This is a genomic window from Bacteroides reticulotermitis JCM 10512 (assembly GCF_000517545.1).
Classification (GTDB): Bacteria; Bacteroidota; Bacteroidia; order Bacteroidales; family Bacteroidaceae; genus Bacteroides; species Bacteroides reticulotermitis.
This window is the reverse complement of record NZ_BAIV01000023.1, coordinates 37,751-55,957: the sequence shown is the minus strand read 5'-3', so window position 1 is coordinate 55,957 and position 18,207 is coordinate 37,751. Positions and strand designations below refer to the sequence as shown.

The following is an 18,207-nucleotide window of genomic DNA, read 5'->3' as shown; positions in this document are numbered from 1 at the left end:
GTCATGCAAATAATCAACGACTTATCATACAGGCCTGTAGAAATTGCTGATCTCGAATCAATTAGAAAACTTCCTCAAAATGCCGAAGAGCTATTCTTCATGTTTCCGAAGGCAGAATATCCATTGACGGAAGGCCAATTGAAAACAGCAGTTAATAATCGTTTTGATTCGACAGTTGTTTTGCTGAACGACGAAATTGTCGGGTTTGCCAATTTCTATGAAAAAGAAGAGAACCATTATTGCTCCATTGGAAATGTTGTTGTGAGTTCAAAATACCGCAATCAAGGGATTGGAGCATTCTTAATTCAAACCATGGAACGTATCGCTTTGGAGAGATACAATGTTTTGGACATACATCTTTCTTGTTTCAACACCAATACAAAAGGCATTTTGCTGTATTCCAAGTTGGGTTATACTCCTTATGCAATCGAACGGAGAATGAGTTCTCAAGGTGAATCGTTAGCTTTAATCAAACTTAGAAAAGTGCCCAATGAAACCATATGATGGTAGAATTCCTGCTTGCGGCGTATTTTGTGGCGGCTGTCCGATGTATCTCAAAGAGAAAAAACCTTGTCCCGGAGCTGAGATAAACAAAGCCAGATGCGAAAAGTGCAAAACATTCCATTTGTGCTGCGAAGGGAGAGGGATTGTCCATTGTTATGAATGCAAAACCTTTCCATGCTTCAAATTCAAGAGATTCTCCAAGAATTGGGAGAAGTATGGGCAAAATTTCATCGGAAACCAACAAAGGCTAAAGGAATCTGGTGCAGATGGTTTTCTTAAATACTTTAACTCACTTTCAGAAATGGATGGTAGTCATTAAGATTATGCTGACTTTTTATCAAATGTTTACTAAAATGATAAATCCCACTGTGCAACTATCTTCGGACACCGCTGTCCTGACATATAATTATGAGGCTCATAGAGATGGTATGGTGTTCAAAATGAATTGCACAGAGGTTTATGGGTTGGATTATGCTTCTGGGGATGGACATAGATTAAAACTAAGTAGTCGTCCCTTCGAAAGTATATTTCATCGCGTATTTCAAACAAGAATGCGGCGTTTCTACATGCGTCCGGAAATCAATTTCTTGTTGTATGTACTTGTGGCGACGGCCGCCCATATAATACCGATGGGAAAGGTGATAAGCAGACCAAGTCCCAATGTCAATAGCCCGACTATCAAGTTTACGAAGAACATCACAATTGCTCCGGGGATGGTGGCATAGAGCATGCCCAACGGACCAAAGAAGAAAGCCAAGGCAATGGCTGCACCCATACTTTTGGGCGATCGGGTTACTACGTACTTCACATTCTGATTTTCTGTTGCCATAATAGTTCGTTTTTTATTAATGAATAAATTGTGTGTGTATGCGTTTCTTCCTTGTTTCTACCTATAGCAAAAACAAGGGATCTTTATTGAATACAAAGTTCGTAACATTATTTGGCTTGGCATACCCCTAAAAAGGGGCGTTTCTGCTCAGTTAACTCCATTCGTAGCGAATATAGGCTAAAATTGGTAGGATTCCAACACTTCCTATAACTTCTTATTTCTTTTTCAAGAAACGTTTTCGCCAAATATCTGCGTATGGGTTCGTCATAGAGCTTCAGGCAGAGATAAGCTAGTAATATATTCCAGGTGTAGACAACCAGGGCAACTTGCCAGGTCTGCCCGAAAGTGAAAAGTTGATTTTTAATCAGCCACGCATAGAACAAATACATGAATGGATAATGTATCACATAGAGCGGATAAGATATATCTCCCAGAAATTTACATATCTTCGTTGACTTCTTGTCGGTAGTCGTTCCTGATGCTCCCAGCCAGACAAGGACGGGGAAGGCTACAATAATACAAAACGCCTCATAGACGCCGTTAGTACAAATAGGCTCTGTCCCTTCTAAAAAAGGTATCGAGAATAAAACAATCAATAGGACGGTACAAATCCAAAATGCACCTCTTATCTTAATAGGCTTGAAGTTACGCGCTAGAAGCATTCCCATAGAGAAAGGGAAAAGCAATCTCAATAATCCGCCTGTAAAGTTAACCCCATCCAATGTCCAACCCACTCCGATATTTCCATAGCCGGACACATCGAAGATAGCGAACGATGCCAACCCCACTCCAAGCAATGCTACAAATACGGTTAACATCTTATTCGATAAATGACGAATAAACAAGGCATAAAGGATGTTGCCTATGTACTCAAAGAACAACGACCAGCTAGGCCCGTTTAGTGGGAACATTTCGCCATTTCCACGAACCTCATAACTTGCTCCCGGCACTGCAGGAATGAAAAGGATCGTACAAAGCAGTGATAACATGATTGCTGAAGTGGCGATATGTGTTCCATCCCATTGTACACTCCCTTGTATACAGAATGTAACAACACCCAGAACAGCCCCCATGATTACCATCGGATGAAGACGTATCAACCGGCGCTTAAAGAAGTTTTTTAGGGTCAAGCTCTTACCCCAGCGGTCGTCATAGGCATAGCTGATAACGAAACCCGAAAGGATAAAGAAAAAATCCACAGCTAAATATCCGTGATTGAAGCCTTCAATAATAGTACCACCGGCAAAAGCGTAGCCTTCGAATACATGATACCATATGACCATAAGAGCTGCTACACCGCGAAGTCCGTTTAGAAGGTCATAATGTGGCTTAGTATCTGCATAAGCTGCTGAAGAAATTTTCGACATCTGTTCTTTGTGTTAGTTAATATTTTGAAATGGCAAAGATACAGCTTGCAAAAAGAAGTTCTTTTGCTCAAAAGCAAAAAAGGAGGGGAAATAGCTACTTTTGAGCACGTACCCGACTGAGTGTATAGATAGAGATGCCTAGAAAAGCAGCCACGTATTTCAATTTCACCCGATTAATCAGTCCGGGATGCCGTTGATTAAACCGATCATATCGTTCCTTAGGCGAAAGTTGCAGTCTTTCCACAAAGATGTGGCTGAGGTCTTTGTTTACATCCTGATGCAGAATCCTTCCCCAGTTGGCTATATCGATATACTTTTCGTAGAGAGCATTTAGTTTATCTATATAGATGACATAGATTGTGCAATCCGTAAGCGTTTCGATGCTCTCGATCGATGGGCGTTGGTAATACAATGAATCCATGCCGAAGGTGATGTCGCCCTCTTGACTGAACCAAGTCGTGGTATCTTGTCCGTTGTGATGGAATACGGAGCGGGTAACTCCTTCTTCAATGAAGTAGACCAAGCGGTCCGTCATTCCCGATTGCACTAAATAAGTACCTTTGGGATAATACCGCACCTCCATATTCGCCTGCAACTCTTGAAGTGCTTCGTCCGAAACCGGATAGACTTGTTTGATTTTGCTAATGATGTTTTTCATTGAAGAGGAATTCATGATTCTGCTTACAAACTTACCTAATTTTATCAACTCCTAAAAATTATCTGCCTTTAATCCATCGTTTTATAAATAAAAGCACAGGTCTATTAGCCTGGTGAAGTAGAATCTGCGATTGTAAGTGTTTCTTGGTTCCTATTTGTTCTTCCTGGATTTTAGTCCTATATTTATGCCTTGATTGTAAACAGACTTAATTCATAATGAAATGGACATACCCTTGGTAGATAGAGAATGCTTGCTTGAGAAAACACCCGGAAAAGGAGGGTGGACTTACACGGTTATCCCTGAAGTACCACAAGATAAACATACGCCTTTCGGTTGGGTGAAAGTAAGGGGAAGTATTGATGGTGTTGAATTTAAGAAACATCACCTAATGCCAATGGGGACCGGTCAATTGGGCCTTTCCGTGAGAGCTGAAATCCGTAAGAAGATCAAAAAGCAAGCAGGCGACTATGCACATGTTATTTTATATCTGGACAACGAACCGTTAGATGTTCCCGAAGAACTATTGTTATGCCTGCAAAGCGAGCCTGATGCATTGCAGTTCTTTAATTCATTGCATGAAAACGAACAGCATAATTACGTCAAATGGATCTATTCCGCTAAAACCGATGAGACGAAGGTAGACCGAATAGCTAAAGCACTCGATAGGCTCACTCAGAAACTGAAGTGCAATGATAAAGGCTGACCAATCATAAACAATCAGTTTGGCGTCAGCTAGGAGAGGAGCCTAGAAGCACCTCAGCGTACTAGATACAAAAAGGAGCCATCGTTTTGCGGACAGCTCCATGCAATCAAGTTACTTTTTCGAGCAACAGTTTTATGTTTCGGGCTATTTATATCTTAGTTCAGGAACAGAGATACAATGGTATAAATACCGGCAGCCAGCAATGCGCTGACCGGAATAGTCAGAACCCAAGCCACCATCAGACTCTGGGTCACTCCCCAGCGAACAGCTGATAAACGTTTGGTAGCACCAACCCCGATAATAGCACCCGTGATGGTGTGCGTAGTACTTACCGGAATTTTAAGCATTTCGGTTAAGTATAACGTAAAAGCACCGGCAGTTTCTGCAACAACACCCTCTAGTGGAGTTACGCGGGTGATTCTGGTTCCCATTGTTTTTACGATCTTCCATCCACCGGACATTGTACCCAATGAAATAGCTGTAAAACAAGAGAAAGCCACCCAGTCGGGCAAGTCGTTAATGCTGTTAATACCCATTCCTAAGCCCTGCGAATGTGCCGCAATCATGGCGGCGGCAATGATACCCATTACTTTCTGGGAGTCATTCAAACCGTGTCCGATACTGAATAGAGCCGAAGACACAAGTTGCAGTCTTTTAAACCACGTCTCAGCCGTATGCGGATGCGTGCGGCGACAGATGTGAAGGACTAGCAAAGTGAACCCGAAGGCTATTACCATACCGATAAGCGGTGCTAAGAAAATGAAAGCAGCAATTTTAAGAATGATGTTAACCTGAATCGCTTCAAACCCGTTAGCCATGATGGCCGCTCCCGCAAATCCTCCGATAAGCGTGTGGGAAGAAGAAGATGGAATACCTTTCCACCAGGTAAACAAGTTCCAGCTGATAGCCGCGATAACACCGGCTAAGATGATAGGCAACGTGATGTAGTCTTCCAATACCGTTTTAGAAACCGTATTAGCGATTCCAAAACCACCAATGATGTATTTGGCTATGAAGAATGCTACAAAGTTAAAGAATGCCGCCCATACAACAGCTTGAAAAGGAGTAAGAACTTTGGTCGATACAATCGTGGCTATTGAGTTTGCTGCGTCATGAAAGCCATTGATATAATCAAATACCAGAGCTAATACAATGATAACTATTAATAATTCCATGTTTCCTGCTGCGGTTTTATGCGTATTTGATGATCAGGTTTTTCAATAACTTGCCCACATGTTCTGCAGCGTCAGTCGTTTTTTCCAACTCATGCATAATTTCTTTGATCTTGATCAGTTCGATACAATCTTTTTCCTCTTCAAAAAGTCTGGTGATAAAGAATTCGTAAACATCGTCAGCCTGGTTTTCGATATCGTGCAACTTCGAGCAGTATTGGCGTAGTGGAGCCGGATTCTTTCGGAAAGTTTCGAGTTCGTCCATTGCCTTAGAGATGTAAGCGGCTTCTTCCTGAATTAAGCGGCTCAGTTCTTTTCCACTCTCGGAGATAGGGCGCGGATTGTAGATCGTAATTCTCTTCGCACAGCTATTAATTCCGTCAATAACGTCATCCATACATGAAGCTAAAGAGCTGATATCTTCACGATCGAACGGAGTGATGAATGTCGTACTTAGTTCATCCAGAATTAAGTGTGTCAATTTATCACCTTTACGTTCCAAGTCCTTGATTCGTTTGTAGTATCTGCTCTCTCAGCGGGCAGATCATGCTGCAAACTCTCTACCAGAACGGCTGCTGAATCAGACAATACATCTGACAATTGTTTCAGCAAAGGGAAAAATTTAGGTTCCTTGGGAGTAAACCGACTAAAAAAAGAATTTTTCATAAATGTAAATACATTAGTTAATTTGATATGTTTGTTTGTTGATGCTCTCTTAGTTCTTATCAGACTGTATGCCCGAGTTTTCTTTGCGCGATTTCATTTTAGCTCGCACAACCTCTACCACAGCGGGTAAGATTGATATAAATATGATGGCTACGATAAGTAGCTTCAGATTTTCCTGTACAAACGGCAGATCACCGAAGAAATAGCCGGCATATGTGAAGATTGCCACCCAGGCAGCGCCTCCCACTACATTGTACATCATAAAATAGTAATAGTGCATTTTCCCCATGCCGGCCACGAAGGGTGCAAAGGTGCGGACAATCGGTACAAACCGAGCAAGAATGATTGTCTTGCCGCCATACTTCTTATAGAAGTCGTGGGTCTTGTCCAAATGGCTCTGTTTGAAAATCTTCGAGTGAGGGTTATTGAATAGTTTGCGGCCGAAGAAGTGCCCGATCATATAATTGCACGAATCGCCCAATACGGCGGCAATAAATAAAATCAGAGAAAGGAAATGTATCTCAATTGGCATACCGGGTAGAGCAGCTATTGCTCCGGCGACAAAAAGCAACGAGTCGCCCGGTAAGAAAGGAGTCACAACCAGGCCGGTTTCACAAAATATAATTAGGAATAAGATTGCATATGTCCATGCGTGGTAACTTTGCACGATATTAATCATATGCTGATCAATGTGAAGAATAAAATCCAATAAAAAATCCATTGTATGTTGATTGTTTATGTACTAAAGAATTTCTCTATCTCAATGCTTAAACTAATTTCCTGTATTTATTTGTATAGTCATTATACATCGTATCGAATAGAAGAAGAAAGGCTCTTTTCCATTCTGAATTCTAAAATGATTAAATAAGCATGCGTCCCAGTGTATAAATGTAGTATCTGTATGAATATTTGAGAGGATTAATTTCGTAGGAGAATGCAGTCCATTTTTCTTCTGGAAGTTGCGTCTTGAAAGCGCTTAGTATCTGGATTACTGCGGAGGAGGGGGTGATTTTTAGAGTTTTTGGGGTGAAGTAACTTCGGGATAAGAGTGAGTTTGCCAAAACTCCATCACCGGTTTCGTAACTATATCTCCCGTAGTGACTGTCCTCTTTTAGCTGATAATCCTTTTTGCAGACCTCTTGAATGCTAATCTTAGAGGCATGACTAAGCGATTCAGTGGCTATAGTACCGATTGTACTTCGGACCCCTTGCAGATCTTTATTGGGAACCGAACTAACCCCCAACATTAGAAATAGACCTAATGATATAAAGAATATGTACTTCATCATAACGACCACAAATGTAGAAACAATTTTTATAAGAAATATGCAGATGAAAGGATTATTAACAATTACATTCAATAACCTTGCTAAAAACTTCCCGAATGCCCTAATATGGTTGGAAATGCAACTATATTAGGGCTTTTTCTGCTACTCATGTCAAACCGATAACTAACATATATTTAATAAAAAACCATAAAATGACCTGTTTTACAGGATTACATCTTTAAATAGTGCACCCTCGAACTCGCAATAGACAGCATTTTGCTAGAAGACCCCGAGTAAGGTGTAGAGCGTACAATCAGATTGCGGAATGTCGATGATCGATTATCCGTCCGGACTAACTCATATACCATTCTATTACCTTGGCAATTTACAAATAATAAATAAGTATTTTGCTGATACAGAAAGAAAAAACTGTAATTTTGCGTCGGATTTTTAAAGAACAATTAAGATGGAATTACCCAAAGACCCAATGATGTTATTCAGCGTCATCAATATGAAACTTCGCGATTGCTACGCTTCGCTGGATGAGTTGTGCGACGATATGCAAGTAGATAAGGAAAACCTAATCAGCCAACTCAAGTCCGTAGGCTTTGAATACAGTGCCGAGTACAACAAATTCTGGTAAAGCGAATTTTCGGTTTTATGCAAGCACCTCCCTGGCCCTCCAATAAGCTAAGGAGGTTTTTTTATTTTCCTGAAGACTAATAAATTCGGATCACCTGCAAAAGTATGGTGTCCGATGCCCCCCCGATTTTCCTGAGCACTACTTAAGCTTCTACTCTTTTTGCACGCTATGCAGTATCCGTGTAGACGGCCAATATTCCTAATTTCATCCCCGAAACCTGATATAAGCATTTTGTGTGATGTTTTACATTGGTTTGATGTGTAAGTCACTTTTTTGCATATCTTTCAGTATACCAATTACTTATATTGCGTCTTCTTTTTCAGGTCACTTTATTTTAATGAGCGTTTAGCGTAGTTTGCTTTCTCAAAAAAAGAGAGTCTTCAATTTACTAAACAAGCTTTTTATTAGCTGTATCGTATGTTCTAATTCGTACATTTATGTAGTCGTTTCTTCAATTTGTTCCCTTTTATTAGCTGACTCACATAATGTGCGACAGGTGACTCACATAGTATGGGACAGCTGTTCCACAACTGTGACTCACCTGTTCCACATAATGTGGAACAGCTAAATTAATGAGAAAAAAAACCTTTTTTCAGTTGATTTATTGCACCCTGTCGGTCGATTTTGGCAAAGTATATAGCCTTTGGAACTGGTGTTATCTATGGCTATAAATCAGTCTCAGAAAAGTATGCGCATTGTATCTGTTTGGTAATCAGTAGTATATGGCAAAAAGTGATTTAGTCATATAGTCGTTTACATTTTACTTACTCGCTTGAATAATGCGTTTTCTAGGTTAATTAGCTATCGATGTAAGCATCCTCTAGCTTGCACTTAAGAGAAATCGTGGACAGCTTCTGCTCTTTCTAGGGTAAATAAACAAAGAATTATATATAGTCCACATGATTTCATCGGTAAGCCTTAAATTCCTTTTATTGTTAATAAAGCCCAAAAGCGCCCACCTCCATTTAACTTCCCTACCATTCTTCGTTCTAACTAGTAAAGCTTAGAAAAAATCCATGGTAAACGAAGAACTAATTCGCAATACTTGTGCCTCCAATCGTGAACGCGGCTTTAAAATGCTGATGGACACCTTTCAGAAGCCGATATACAACTATATCCGGCGGTTGGTTGTACTACACGAAGATGCGCAGGACGTTCTTCAAGAAGTCTTTATCCGAGTCTATCGGCATATGGATCATTTTCGAAGCGAGAGTTCTTTGAGTACCTGGATATACCGGATAGCCACCAATGAAAGTTTGCGTTGGCTGAACAATCGTAAGGGCGAAGGCGTAATCTCGTCCGAAGATGTGCAGGAAGAGTTGATGAGTAAACTCAGAGCATCCGATTATATCGACTACGAAAACGAATTGGCGGTGAAGTTTCAGGAAGCCATTTTGAGTCTGCCCGAGAAGCAGAGGTTGGTCTTCAACCTGCGTTATTACGATGAACTCGATTACGAAGAGATAGCCCGTGTGCTCGACGCCAAGCCCGAGACCCTGAAAGTGAATTTTCACTATGCGAAAGAAAAGATAAAAGAATATATATTAAATAGGTAGAGCATTATGAAAAAGGATTTTGATTTTGACGATATAGGAAAACATACACCCTACCGTACCCCTGAAGGCTTCTTCGAGGACGTACAGCAGCAGGTGATGGAGCGAGCCGGCATCAAGCGGCAGCGGAGATTCCGTTTGCGACTCGTCATCTCCTCCGTAATGACCGCCGCCATATTGGCCGGGTTCTTCTTTATCCCCTTCTTGCGGCAAAGCGAACAGCCCGTTTCCGACCGCTTAGCGATAGAGAAGAACCATGAAACGGCCGATCCGGTAGATAAATGGATAAACGAATTGTCAGATGAGGAGTTGGAAGAGCTCGTCAACTTCTCTGAAAACGATCTATTTTTAAATTAAACAATTGAATTAAATCATTAAAACAAGATGATTATGAAAACTAAATTTATGCATTTCATGATGGCCGCCCTGCTACTGGGAGGCTCGATAACCCTCTCGGCACAGAATAAAGAAACTCAGGAAAAGAAACAACGTCCCACTCCCGAGCAAATGACCCAGATGCAGACAGATCGCATGGTCAAGGCCCTGATGCTAGACGATGCCACAGCCGCCAAGTTCACGCCTGTCTATGGCAATTACCTCAAAGAGCTGCGCGAATGCCGCATGATGAACCGTACGCCCAGAGGACAGAAAGATGCTGGTCAAGCTACTAAAATGGCACCGAAACCCGCATTGACCGATGCTGAAATAGCCAAGCAGATCAAAGACCAGTTTGCGCAGAGCCGTAAACTATTAGACATCCGCGAGAAATACTACACTGAATTCAGCAAGGTACTTTCTCAGAAACAAGTAACGCGCATCTATCAGATGGAGAAAAGTAACGCGAATAAATTCAAAAAAGAATTCGACCGTAGAAAGAAAGGGCAAAAACCCGGACAGGGAGACCGTCAAAGACAAAGACAACACAGCCTCATCATACAGGTAAATAGGTTTATTATAATAGCTTTATTTCACTAAGTCAACACAAATTGAGCACAAGCAGGCATACCACACCTCTTCAGTATCGTTTTATTGTTAATTGTATCCTACTACTGATGATAAGTTTGGCTGTTTGCGCACAGTCCGGCAAGAATACTATTGCCGGGCGAGTGGTTGACGCTGAAACCAGTCAGCCGGTACCGTACGCTACGGTCCGGCTGCTTTTTTTACCCGATAGCCTGCTGCTTACCGGCGGTGCGACCGACGATGAAGGACGATTCCGGTTGTCTTTCGCTTCCGAAGCCGACACTGTACTTCTTCACGTCTCCTATCTGGGTTATAAGCCATGTTACCGCCCGATCGCCGTCACCACAAACAAAACCTCGCTTACCCTGCCGGTTATCTCCTTGCTCCCCGAAAGCTACCTTCTCAGTGAAGCCCTCGTCATAGGTCAAGCCCCGATGGTAGTGACCGAAGGAGATACCACTGTATTCAATGCTTCCGCCTATCGCGTACCCGATGGCTCGATGCTCGAAGACCTGGTGAAACAATTACCCGGAGGAGAAATCGATTCCGACGGTAAACTGCTGATTCACGGCAAAGAAGTAAAAAAGATACTCGTTGACGGTAAGGAGTTCTTTTCCGACGATCCACAAGCCGCACTCAAAAATCTTCCCGTAGAGATGGTCGAGAAACTGAAAGCATATGAGCGGCAATCCGATCTGGCACGCCTCACCGGAATTGATGATGGAGAAGAAGAGATGATTCTCGACCTGTCCGTCAAGAAAAAGATGAAACAAGGCTGGATGGAGAATTTTATGGGCGGTGCAGGCAACAAAGAACGATATGAACTCGCCAATACCCTGAACCGTTTCCGCGACAATTCTCAGATGACCGTCATTGCCAACCTGAACAACACCAACAACCAGGGCTTTTCAGAGTTGCAGGGAGAATCCGCCGGGTCTAGCGGCAACACCCGCAGCCGAAACGGACTGACTACCTCTCGTTCCCTCGGCTTTAACACCGCTTACGACTGGCAGCGCGTCAAACTCCGTTCCAATGTACAATACGCCGGCACAGATCGGCGGGAAGAAAGTAACACCCTGGTCGATAACTTCTTGCGGGAAGATAAGTCGATCAACCGGAGTAGCAACACCAACCGGACAAAGAATCACGATCTGGTGGCCAACCTCTCGGTAGAGTGGAAGATAGATACCCTTACAACTCTCATCTTCCGTCCCCAATATCGCTTTTCGGCCAACGACCGGAAGAATGAAGGTTTTCAGCAAGGGTGGGGGAATGAAGTTCTGCTCAATGAAAAGACATCTTCGGGGGCTACTGACAACTCTCGCAATAACCTGACCCTGATGTTGCAACTCAGCCGCAAGCTCAGTCAGCGAGGCAGGAACATCGCTTTGAAAGTAGATTATGGCGTTAATAACTCGTCGACCGACCGCACAAGTCTTTCTACCACCCAATATTTTAAGAATAATACCGTCCGAACGCTTAATCAGCAGATAGATGATGAGGTAGATGGTTATAATTACCGGTTGCAGCTGGTGTACGTCGAACCGTTGCCATGGCTCCACTTCCTCCAGTTCCGTTATAGCTATCAGTATCGAGTGAATAACTCCGACCATCTGGTCTACAACTGGGATGAAGAGTTGGGAGACTTTGAACCCGATTACGAAGAAGATGCCAGCAACCGGTTTGAGAACCAATACACCAATAACTTGCTGAATATTGCTGTGCGCACCTCACGTAAAAAATACAATTACAATATCGGTGTCGATCTTGAACCGCAAAAGTCAGTCAGCCATTCATTGCTCGACAATCGGTATGAAGAACCACTTCGGCGGTCGGTACTGAACGTTTCGCCTACGGTTAACTTCCGATATAAGTTTTCCAAGCGAACCCGTTTGCAGATTGTATACCGGGGTAGGGGTAGGCAACCCAATATTCGCGATCTACAACCGGTGACAGACCGTACCAATCCGTTGAATATACGTGTGGGTAACTCCTCGCTGAAACCTTCGTACACCAATACATTTACGCTGAACTTCAACTCCTACAATGCCAAACATCAGCGCAACATCGTTGCCACCCTGTTGGCGGAAAACACATTGAACAGCATCACCAACCAAGTGACCTACGACAGCGAGACAGGTGCGCGCACTACTATGCCGGTCAACCTCAACGGTAATTGGCGTGCTTCCGGTTCATTTACGCTGAATACCCCTTTCAGAAATCGCAGTTGGGTTTTCCGTACCAACTCGTCCTTTCAGTTGCGCAATCAGAACGGTTACACTACCCTGAACAAGGAAGAACCCGTGAAGAGTAGCGTACGCCATCTTACTGCACGCGAACGCCTGCGGATGACGTATCGTACCCGTCAGATCGAAGTCAGCGGACTGGCCGGTATACTCTATAATAACTCTTATAACAATGTGCGGGAGTTTCGTACCGAGACATACGACTATCAGGCAGGCACGGAACTGCAACTCTACTTGCCCTGGCGGATGGAACTATACACTGACCTAAGCTATTCCCTTCGTGAAGGGTATGGCTACCAGGGCTATTCCAGAGAAAACTTTATGTGGAATTGTCAGCTGTCGAAAGCGTTCCTGAAACGCAAACAACTGCTGCTTCGTTTCAAAATCTACGATTTATTGAGACAAGATACCTCACAGATGCGAAGCATTACCGCAACCGCTATTCGGGATACGGATTATAACGCTTTGGGCTCTTACTTCATGGTTCATGCTATTCTGCGACTGAATTTGATCGGCAAATAAATCATACGTCTTTTTTCAATCCCCGTTGTGAGAGGCTATTCAACGCTTCTCAACCAAGCGATTTCCTTTGCCCATTGTGTGTCGTCAGGCGTTTCGAGGATGAGTGGCATTTCATTGAATCGGGGATCTTTCATCAATTTCTCGAAGAACTCGCTTCCGATCAACCCCTTGCCAATGCTGTCATGTCGGTCTACACGGCTACCAAGTTCTTTCTTAGAGTCGTTCAGGTGCATACCCTTTAGGTATTGGAAACCTACTACCTGCTCGAACTCGTCAAACACCCGGGCGTAGTCCGTCAGGAAGTCGTAGCCCGAAGTAAATGTGTGACAAGTGTCCAGACATACACCAATGCGGCTTTGGTCGTTCACCCGTTCGATGATGTACTTCAATTGCCAAAACTCGTTTCCGAGGTTGCTACCTTGTCCGGCGGTATTCTCAATAACTGCTGTTACGCCCGTCGTTTTTTCCAAAGCTAGGTTTATACTCTCGGCAATGCGATCGAGACAGTTCTCTACCGATATTTTGTTGAGGTGGCTACCCGGATGAAAGTTAAGCAGCTTCAGTCCCAGTTCTTCGCAGCGTTGCATCTCGTCAACGAAAGCCGCCCGGCTTTTTTCCAAAGCTTCCTCCTCGGGGTGCCCCAGATTGATTAAATAACTGTCGTGTGGAAGTATAAATTCCGGTTGGAAGCCGTATTGACGGCAATTCTCTTTAAAGAGGCGAATGCTTTCGTCCGTCAGTGGTTTGCTCACCCATTGGCGTTGGTTCTTGGTGAAAAGTGCAAAAGCGTTCGCACCTATTCCGTGTGCATTGACCGGGGCGAACTCTACGCCACCGGAAGCAGAAACATGAGCTCCTATATATTTCATTTTGGATCTTTTTTAAATGGTTTGCATGGCAAATATACTATTTTTATACTATTTGAGCTAAAACTCTATTCGATTTAGACGAAACAGCTGCCCCGAAGTCAGACCTTACGGGGCAGCTAGAATAGTGAAGTTTACAAACATTCTACATAAAGCTCACGAACAGTTATTTATTTGTTCGAGTGCTCTTTCCTTTTTCTACATAACTCATATCACCAAATGACTCGAGTGAGAATTTACCATCTTTATATATCACTTTGCATACGGCGGCATTCCCCATATGGTTGGCACTAGGCTTTTTTCCGTTGCTGTCGATGTCCGAAAGGAATACGCCTATAGACATGCCGTGTCCCACAATTAAGATGTTTCCTCCTCCGTTGGCGGCTTCTTTAGCAGCTATCTCCCGGATGGCTTTTTGTCCTCTGGCTTTCACCTGATCGTAGTCTTCTCCTATTCCCAAGGTTTCAAGGGCTTTGAAACTGGCTATCGCACTCTTCAGTAATTCCGGTTTCTGTTCCATATCGGCAAATAGTTCCTGAGCCGATTTGTAGTGTAGGTAGAGGGCGGCATCTCCCCACATCTTGCCATTCAGATCGCCTTCATAACTGCCAAAGTTGGTTTCGCGCAACTGGGCAACTTCTGTGATTGGCAGGTTTGCTTGTCCTTTGTTGTCAAGTACAATGCGAGCCGTTTGGCGTGCGCGTCCCAAGTCGCTGGAATAGGCTGCTTTGAATTGTATATTTTCACTCTGCAAACCTTCTCCGAGGTATTCGGCAACTTCCACTCCGGCGGGGGTGAGAGGCGTATCAGCCCAACCTTGTACCCGGTCCATGGTGTTTAATATCGTCTTCCCGTGGCGGGCAAAGTAGATCACGACTTCTCCGTTGGCAGCAACGGATTTCTTCTTTTGCGCGGATGCGCCAGGCATGAAACCGACTAAAGCGGCGAGCACTAAGAATGTAATTTTTCTCATAATATCTAATTTATTTCTTGAATAATAGTACAACCGGATAATGATCCGAATATATATCGGTAAAGGCATCTTTAATGATATCACATTTCACCAAGTCATTTTGCATGGCTGAATTGACATACAGATAATCATACCGCAAGGGAAACTTCGACTGGTCATAAAACAGCTTTGTCGGTGCTGAGGCTTCGAATGCCGGATGAAACTTTTTAAAAGCATCTATGAAACCAGCGTCAAGTACCTTTTGCTGGACATTGTAGTCTAGTTCATTGTTTATCAGATTCTGATTGTGCGGCTTCTTTTTCATGTCTTGGCGGATATGGTTTAGTACCAGTCCGTTGTCGTATTCACTCTTATCCAGCGGAGAGACGGAATTCAGATCTCCCATCAGCAACCATTTCTCCTGCGGGGAACCGGAGGATGCTGTGGCTAGAACCAAGTCGATTTCGTGTCCTCTCTTTACAGCCGAGAATGGATGGAAGTGGGTAACCATGAAATGATGGCCTTCTATTTCGGCAACGATTAGGCCGTGTATCATATTGTCTACTACCCGACGGACATTCACAATGGGATATTTGGATGTGAGGGCTACCGGAAAACTGATTGCTCCATCGGCGGCAGGTTCTCTGACTATGATGGCATAGGGGTGACCGTAGCTTTCGGCAAACTCCTGAATCTGTTGCTGGGTAAATCCGTTCACTTCCTGTAGGGCTACAATGTCGGGGTTTTGTTCCTTGAACCATTGAGCAAACTGAGTTTTATGGGCAGTTGTATCTTGTTTCATGCCCCAATACACATTGTAGCTGATGAGCTTCAATGTTCGTTCCTGTGCGTTTGCACCCATGGCTAGGGCGCAAACGACTATTAGACTGAATAGTTGGCTGATGATCTTTTTCATAGTTATCAGAATCGGATTCTGGTTTTAAATTCAATGGTAAACGGACGAATGTAGGTTCCCACTAACGGTTGATCGTATAATGCTACGGCTTCTTGAGCAGTGGTTGTATTGGTTCCGGAAATAGAACCTTGCGCTCCGCTCTGATTCAGTAGGTTGACGGCACTGATTGAGAAATCGATGTTCTTATCATATCTGTAATTCAAGCCCGCAAATGTTTCCCAACGTCCGGCAAATGTCAATGTGTTGGGGTAGTTCGCGTATTCTTTGCTGAAGTAACGTGCACTGGCCCATATCTTGAACTTTCCCCAAGAGTAGCTGGGATCGATTTCGATCAGGGTTTTCGAGACGCTGCGTGCTACGTTACCGCTGTTGCTGTATTGTTGTCCGAATACCTCGAACTCGTAGTTCTCATATTTTGGATTCTGGAGCGTTAGCAGGGCATGTAATTCAAATCCTTTGAACGGCTTGAATAAAACATCGGTGGTCCAACCAAGTGTGTTGACGTCATAGCTAATCGTTTGTTTCTCGGTTGTTGTGGAACCGTCGGCCTCTTTCTTATTGAATGTAGAGTTGTTCTTGAAGTTCGTACGTTTGATCTTGGTTACTTTAGACACAACATTTATCATCGGATGATTGAAATAGACTCCGAACGAGAAGCCGGGGATTTCACATTTCTCAATGCCCGGATCATCGGCACCTGCATACATGCTCAGTTTGCCTGCCTGCTGTATGTACATCAAGTCTGCCAGGAAGCCGAGGTTGATAGGACGGGTTTCGGTTCCCAAGTTAGGGAATGCTTTATACATCGCACTGGCTGTACCGGTAACGTTAAACCAGTCTTTCTTAACGGATGTAGTATTGCCCGATACCCAGTTTGTAGCTCCGGCCTGTCTGTCCGCTTCCGAGTACCAATCACCGTCGATCCGCTGCCACTCAAGGCGTGCGCCTAAGTCCAACGAAAGTTTGTCCGTTATTGTCCATTTCTCTGTTCCCACTAGGGCCATCTTGTTATCGATTCCATTGTAGTATTGCACGGATTTATTGTGGTTACGGTTGCCATTGGCGTCTGTAATCTTTTTCCATTCGTAGTTTCCCGTGCCATTTCCATTTGCATCCAGTGTTTCTCCGTATTGTTCATAAATCAGTGCTTTCGGATTCGGAGCTACTTCAAACTGGTAGCTGTAGGTTGCCATATTGGCTTTATCAGCATTGTAATACCAATTGTGGAATCCCACCATCCAATGATGCTTCTTCGTCTTTTTGCTTAACTCGATGCGAGCCATCAACGTGTTCTTTACCGATTGAGGAGCGAAAATCATCATACCGTTTTGTACAAGCCCGGTGTAAGGAGCGTCGGGATTGTCGGCGTAATAATAACGTTTGTCGCCTGTCTTCGGATTGTCTCCTACCTTAGAAGCCGTACTGATGTTCGAAAGATATGGGTTGTACATACCTGAGTTTGCATAATGATAACGGAGTGTATAATCCAACTTCATATTGTTTTTAAAGCGGTGATCACCCATCAAGTCGATTACGTGCGAGATGCTGGCAGCGTCTTGCATGGCATCCCACGAAACGTTTTTACCCGTTAGCGATCAATCGTGTGAATCATTCCCGACTGCTCTAGATACGAGTCGCGTCCGATTTTGAATCCGTCTACTTTGTCCACTGTTCCGTCTTGGTGATAGATGTACGGACTTTGCTTCGTAGAAATCCCTTCGCTATACGCATATTTGTATTGGACACCAATCTGTCCCCGGTTATACTTCTTGTTGATAACTCCTTTATATATCTGAGTCTTATCCAAGAAAGTTGAGATGTTCGATCGGAACGTGCCCGGATCCATATTAATAAAAGCACTTGCCGAATAAAACCAATTGTTCTTCAGCGGACCGCTGATACCGACATCTCCGCGTAGTAAACCAAAAGAATTGGTGGTAAAACTTACGGTACCTTTCGTCTTATCTGTCCCTCTGTTTGTCCAGGTGCTGACAGAAACGCCTACGTCGCTGGCCAATAGAGCTGTTTCGGTGATATTCAGTACGCCGAACTTGGCTATGCCATTGTCCTGACGCCAAAGTAAAGTAGGCATCTGCCCCATATAGTCATAGGTTACGGGTAGGCCGTTTTCCAGAATCACTGTACCTCCCACACTAGCGGGCAGGCCGATGTTAACTACACGAGGACCGCTGTCAGAGGAAGCGTTCAACATAACATTGGCTGTTTCTCCTGCTTTCGGATTAGCCACTTTCACTGAGTCGGATGCCGCTTTTCGGTGAGTAGTTTGGGCGTTAAGGTGCCAAGAACTCGTGCTTGCTGCGAGGGCCGCTACTAGCAATGCCCGTGAATAATACTTTCTTTTCATGGTTTTAATTAGAT

17 protein-coding genes and 2 pseudogenes are annotated in these 18,207 nt (G+C 43.7%); 7 read left to right on the top strand and 12 right to left on the bottom strand.

The window, feature by feature from the left end; all coding sequences use genetic code 11:
* The first annotated feature begins 3 nt into the window (after nucleotides 1-3).
* The gene (locus tag JCM10512_RS13930; RefSeq protein ID WP_044164004.1) at nucleotides 4-504 is read left to right on the top strand and encodes a GNAT family N-acetyltransferase; all 501 of its coding nucleotides are present in this window, start codon (nucleotides 4-6) and stop codon (nucleotides 502-504) included.
* Between the two features lie 562 nt (nucleotides 505-1,066).
* Here the strand turns inward: JCM10512_RS13930 and JCM10512_RS13920 are convergent.
* The 3 genes and pseudogenes from JCM10512_RS13920 to JCM10512_RS13910 form a co-directional block, all read right to left on the bottom strand.
* The gene (locus JCM10512_RS13920) at nucleotides 1,067-1,333 is read right to left on the bottom strand and encodes a hypothetical protein (protein WP_044164000.1); all 267 of its coding nucleotides are present in this window, start codon (nucleotides 1,331-1,333) and stop codon (nucleotides 1,067-1,069) included.
* 218 nt (nucleotides 1,334-1,551) lie between these two features.
* Nucleotides 1,552-2,700, bottom strand: a pseudogene (locus tag JCM10512_RS13915) (acyltransferase family protein); the annotation flags it as partial.
* Between the two features lie 94 nt (nucleotides 2,701-2,794).
* Nucleotides 2,795-3,358 (bottom strand): Crp/Fnr family transcriptional regulator, encoded by a 564-nt coding sequence (locus JCM10512_RS13910; protein ID WP_044163999.1) that lies wholly within the window; start codon nucleotides 3,356-3,358, stop codon nucleotides 2,795-2,797.
* A 220-nt stretch (nucleotides 3,359-3,578) separates the two neighbouring features.
* Here JCM10512_RS13910 and JCM10512_RS13905 point away from each other — a divergent pair, with 220 nt between their 5' ends.
* Nucleotides 3,579-4,061 (top strand): YdeI/OmpD-associated family protein, encoded by a 483-nt coding sequence (locus tag JCM10512_RS13905; RefSeq protein ID WP_044163997.1) that lies wholly within the window; start codon nucleotides 3,579-3,581, stop codon nucleotides 4,059-4,061.
* Between the two features lie 155 nt (nucleotides 4,062-4,216).
* Here JCM10512_RS13905 and JCM10512_RS13900 read toward each other — a convergent pair whose 3' ends face one another.
* The 4 genes and pseudogenes from JCM10512_RS13900 to JCM10512_RS25240 all read right to left on the bottom strand — a co-directional run bounded on the left by JCM10512_RS13900 (nucleotide 4,217) and on the right by JCM10512_RS25240 (nucleotide 7,185).
* Nucleotides 4,217-5,236, bottom strand: coding sequence for an inorganic phosphate transporter (locus JCM10512_RS13900; protein WP_044163994.1), 1,020 nt, complete (start codon nucleotides 5,234-5,236; stop codon nucleotides 4,217-4,219).
* 16 nt (nucleotides 5,237-5,252) lie between these two features.
* A pseudogene (locus tag JCM10512_RS13895) lies at nucleotides 5,253-5,899 on the bottom strand (DUF47 domain-containing protein).
* Between the two features lie 49 nt (nucleotides 5,900-5,948).
* The gene (locus JCM10512_RS13890; RefSeq protein WP_044163992.1) at nucleotides 5,949-6,620 is read right to left on the bottom strand and encodes a DedA family protein; all 672 of its coding nucleotides are present in this window, start codon (nucleotides 6,618-6,620) and stop codon (nucleotides 5,949-5,951) included.
* Nucleotides 6,621-6,759: 139 nt separating this feature from the next.
* The gene (locus tag JCM10512_RS25240) at nucleotides 6,760-7,185 is read right to left on the bottom strand and encodes a DUF8440 family protein (protein ID WP_500778528.1); all 426 of its coding nucleotides are present in this window, start codon (nucleotides 7,183-7,185) and stop codon (nucleotides 6,760-6,762) included.
* A gap of 448 nt (nucleotides 7,186-7,633) precedes the next feature.
* On the opposite strand from JCM10512_RS25240, the gene JCM10512_RS13880 reads away from it, so the two are divergent.
* The 5 genes from JCM10512_RS13880 to JCM10512_RS13860 all read left to right on the top strand — a co-directional run bounded on the left by JCM10512_RS13880 (nucleotide 7,634) and on the right by JCM10512_RS13860 (nucleotide 13,094).
* The gene (locus tag JCM10512_RS13880) at nucleotides 7,634-7,810 is read left to right on the top strand and encodes a DUF4250 domain-containing protein (protein WP_044163987.1); all 177 of its coding nucleotides are present in this window, start codon (nucleotides 7,634-7,636) and stop codon (nucleotides 7,808-7,810) included.
* A gap of 1,016 nt (nucleotides 7,811-8,826) precedes the next feature.
* Complete coding sequence (locus JCM10512_RS13875; RefSeq protein ID WP_044163985.1) at nucleotides 8,827-9,366, top strand: RNA polymerase sigma factor; 540 nt, start codon at nucleotides 8,827-8,829, stop codon at nucleotides 9,364-9,366.
* A gap of 6 nt (nucleotides 9,367-9,372) precedes the next feature.
* Nucleotides 9,373-9,720 carry a hypothetical protein gene (locus JCM10512_RS13870; RefSeq protein ID WP_044163983.1) on the top strand — a complete coding sequence of 116 codons (348 nt, stop codon included), beginning with the start codon at nucleotides 9,373-9,375 and terminating at the stop codon, nucleotides 9,718-9,720.
* A gap of 33 nt (nucleotides 9,721-9,753) precedes the next feature.
* Nucleotides 9,754-10,338: a DUF4890 domain-containing protein gene (locus JCM10512_RS13865; protein WP_044164069.1), complete on the top strand. Its 585-nt coding sequence runs from the start codon at nucleotides 9,754-9,756 to the stop codon at nucleotides 10,336-10,338.
* Between the two features lie 77 nt (nucleotides 10,339-10,415).
* The gene (locus JCM10512_RS13860; protein WP_081741322.1) at nucleotides 10,416-13,094 is read left to right on the top strand and encodes a TonB-dependent receptor; all 2,679 of its coding nucleotides are present in this window, start codon (nucleotides 10,416-10,418) and stop codon (nucleotides 13,092-13,094) included.
* A 35-nt stretch (nucleotides 13,095-13,129) separates the two neighbouring features.
* Here the strand turns inward: JCM10512_RS13860 and nfo are convergent, their stop codons facing one another.
* The 5 genes from nfo to JCM10512_RS13835 all read right to left on the bottom strand — a co-directional run bounded on the left by nfo (nucleotide 13,130) and on the right by JCM10512_RS13835 (nucleotide 18,193).
* Nucleotides 13,130-13,963 (bottom strand): deoxyribonuclease IV, encoded by an 834-nt coding sequence (gene nfo, locus JCM10512_RS13855; protein ID WP_044163977.1) that lies wholly within the window; start codon nucleotides 13,961-13,963, stop codon nucleotides 13,130-13,132.
* Nucleotides 13,964-14,126: 163 nt separating this feature from the next.
* Nucleotides 14,127-14,933 (bottom strand): histidine phosphatase family protein, encoded by an 807-nt coding sequence (locus tag JCM10512_RS13850; protein ID WP_044163975.1) that lies wholly within the window; start codon nucleotides 14,931-14,933, stop codon nucleotides 14,127-14,129.
* A gap of 10 nt (nucleotides 14,934-14,943) precedes the next feature.
* Nucleotides 14,944-15,828, bottom strand: coding sequence for an endonuclease/exonuclease/phosphatase family protein (locus tag JCM10512_RS13845; protein ID WP_044163973.1), 885 nt, complete (start codon nucleotides 15,826-15,828; stop codon nucleotides 14,944-14,946).
* A 5-nt stretch (nucleotides 15,829-15,833) separates the two neighbouring features.
* A complete protein-coding gene (locus JCM10512_RS13840; protein ID WP_044163972.1) occupies nucleotides 15,834-17,390 on the bottom strand; it encodes a TonB-dependent receptor in 1,557 nt (518 codons plus the stop codon).
* Between the two features lie 26 nt (nucleotides 17,391-17,416).
* The gene (locus tag JCM10512_RS13835) at nucleotides 17,417-18,193 is read right to left on the bottom strand and encodes a hypothetical protein (protein WP_148298407.1); all 777 of its coding nucleotides are present in this window, start codon (nucleotides 18,191-18,193) and stop codon (nucleotides 17,417-17,419) included.
* Nucleotides 18,194-18,207 lie beyond the last annotated feature (14 nt).

What these genes read in the sequence shown, in the direction of transcription:
- JCM10512_RS13930 (WP_044164004.1), top strand. Translation starts at nt 4, where the DNA reads ATGCAAATAATCAACGACTTATCATACAGGCCTGTAGAAATTGCTGAT.
- JCM10512_RS13920 (WP_044164000.1), bottom strand. Translation starts at nt 1,333, where the DNA reads ATGGCAACAGAAAATCAGAATGTGAAGTACGTAGTAACCCGATCGCCC.
- JCM10512_RS13910 (WP_044163999.1), bottom strand. Translation starts at nt 3,358, where the DNA reads ATGAAAAACATCATTAGCAAAATCAAACAAGTCTATCCGGTTTCGGAC.
- JCM10512_RS13905 (WP_044163997.1), top strand. Translation starts at nt 3,579, where the DNA reads ATGGACATACCCTTGGTAGATAGAGAATGCTTGCTTGAGAAAACACCC.
- JCM10512_RS13900 (WP_044163994.1), bottom strand. Translation starts at nt 5,236, where the DNA reads ATGGAATTATTAATAGTTATCATTGTATTAGCTCTGGTATTTGATTAT.
- JCM10512_RS13890 (WP_044163992.1), bottom strand. Translation starts at nt 6,620, where the DNA reads ATGGATTTTTTATTGGATTTTATTCTTCACATTGATCAGCATATGATT.
- JCM10512_RS25240 (WP_500778528.1), bottom strand. Translation starts at nt 7,185, where the DNA reads ATGAAGTACATATTCTTTATATCATTAGGTCTATTTCTAATGTTGGGG.
- JCM10512_RS13880 (WP_044163987.1), top strand. Translation starts at nt 7,634, where the DNA reads ATGGAATTACCCAAAGACCCAATGATGTTATTCAGCGTCATCAATATG.
- JCM10512_RS13875 (WP_044163985.1), top strand. Translation starts at nt 8,827, where the DNA reads ATGGTAAACGAAGAACTAATTCGCAATACTTGTGCCTCCAATCGTGAA.
- JCM10512_RS13870 (WP_044163983.1), top strand. Translation starts at nt 9,373, where the DNA reads ATGAAAAAGGATTTTGATTTTGACGATATAGGAAAACATACACCCTAC.
- JCM10512_RS13865 (WP_044164069.1), top strand. Translation starts at nt 9,754, where the DNA reads ATGAAAACTAAATTTATGCATTTCATGATGGCCGCCCTGCTACTGGGA.
- JCM10512_RS13860 (WP_081741322.1), top strand. Translation starts at nt 10,416, where the DNA reads ATGATAAGTTTGGCTGTTTGCGCACAGTCCGGCAAGAATACTATTGCC.
- nfo (WP_044163977.1), bottom strand. Translation starts at nt 13,963, where the DNA reads ATGAAATATATAGGAGCTCATGTTTCTGCTTCCGGTGGCGTAGAGTTC.
- JCM10512_RS13850 (WP_044163975.1), bottom strand. Translation starts at nt 14,933, where the DNA reads ATGAGAAAAATTACATTCTTAGTGCTCGCCGCTTTAGTCGGTTTCATG.
- JCM10512_RS13845 (WP_044163973.1), bottom strand. Translation starts at nt 15,828, where the DNA reads ATGAAAAAGATCATCAGCCAACTATTCAGTCTAATAGTCGTTTGCGCC.
- JCM10512_RS13840 (WP_044163972.1), bottom strand. Translation starts at nt 17,390, where the DNA reads ATGCAAGACGCTGCCAGCATCTCGCACGTAATCGACTTGATGGGTGAT.
- JCM10512_RS13835 (WP_148298407.1), bottom strand. Translation starts at nt 18,193, where the DNA reads ATGAAAAGAAAGTATTATTCACGGGCATTGCTAGTAGCGGCCCTCGCA.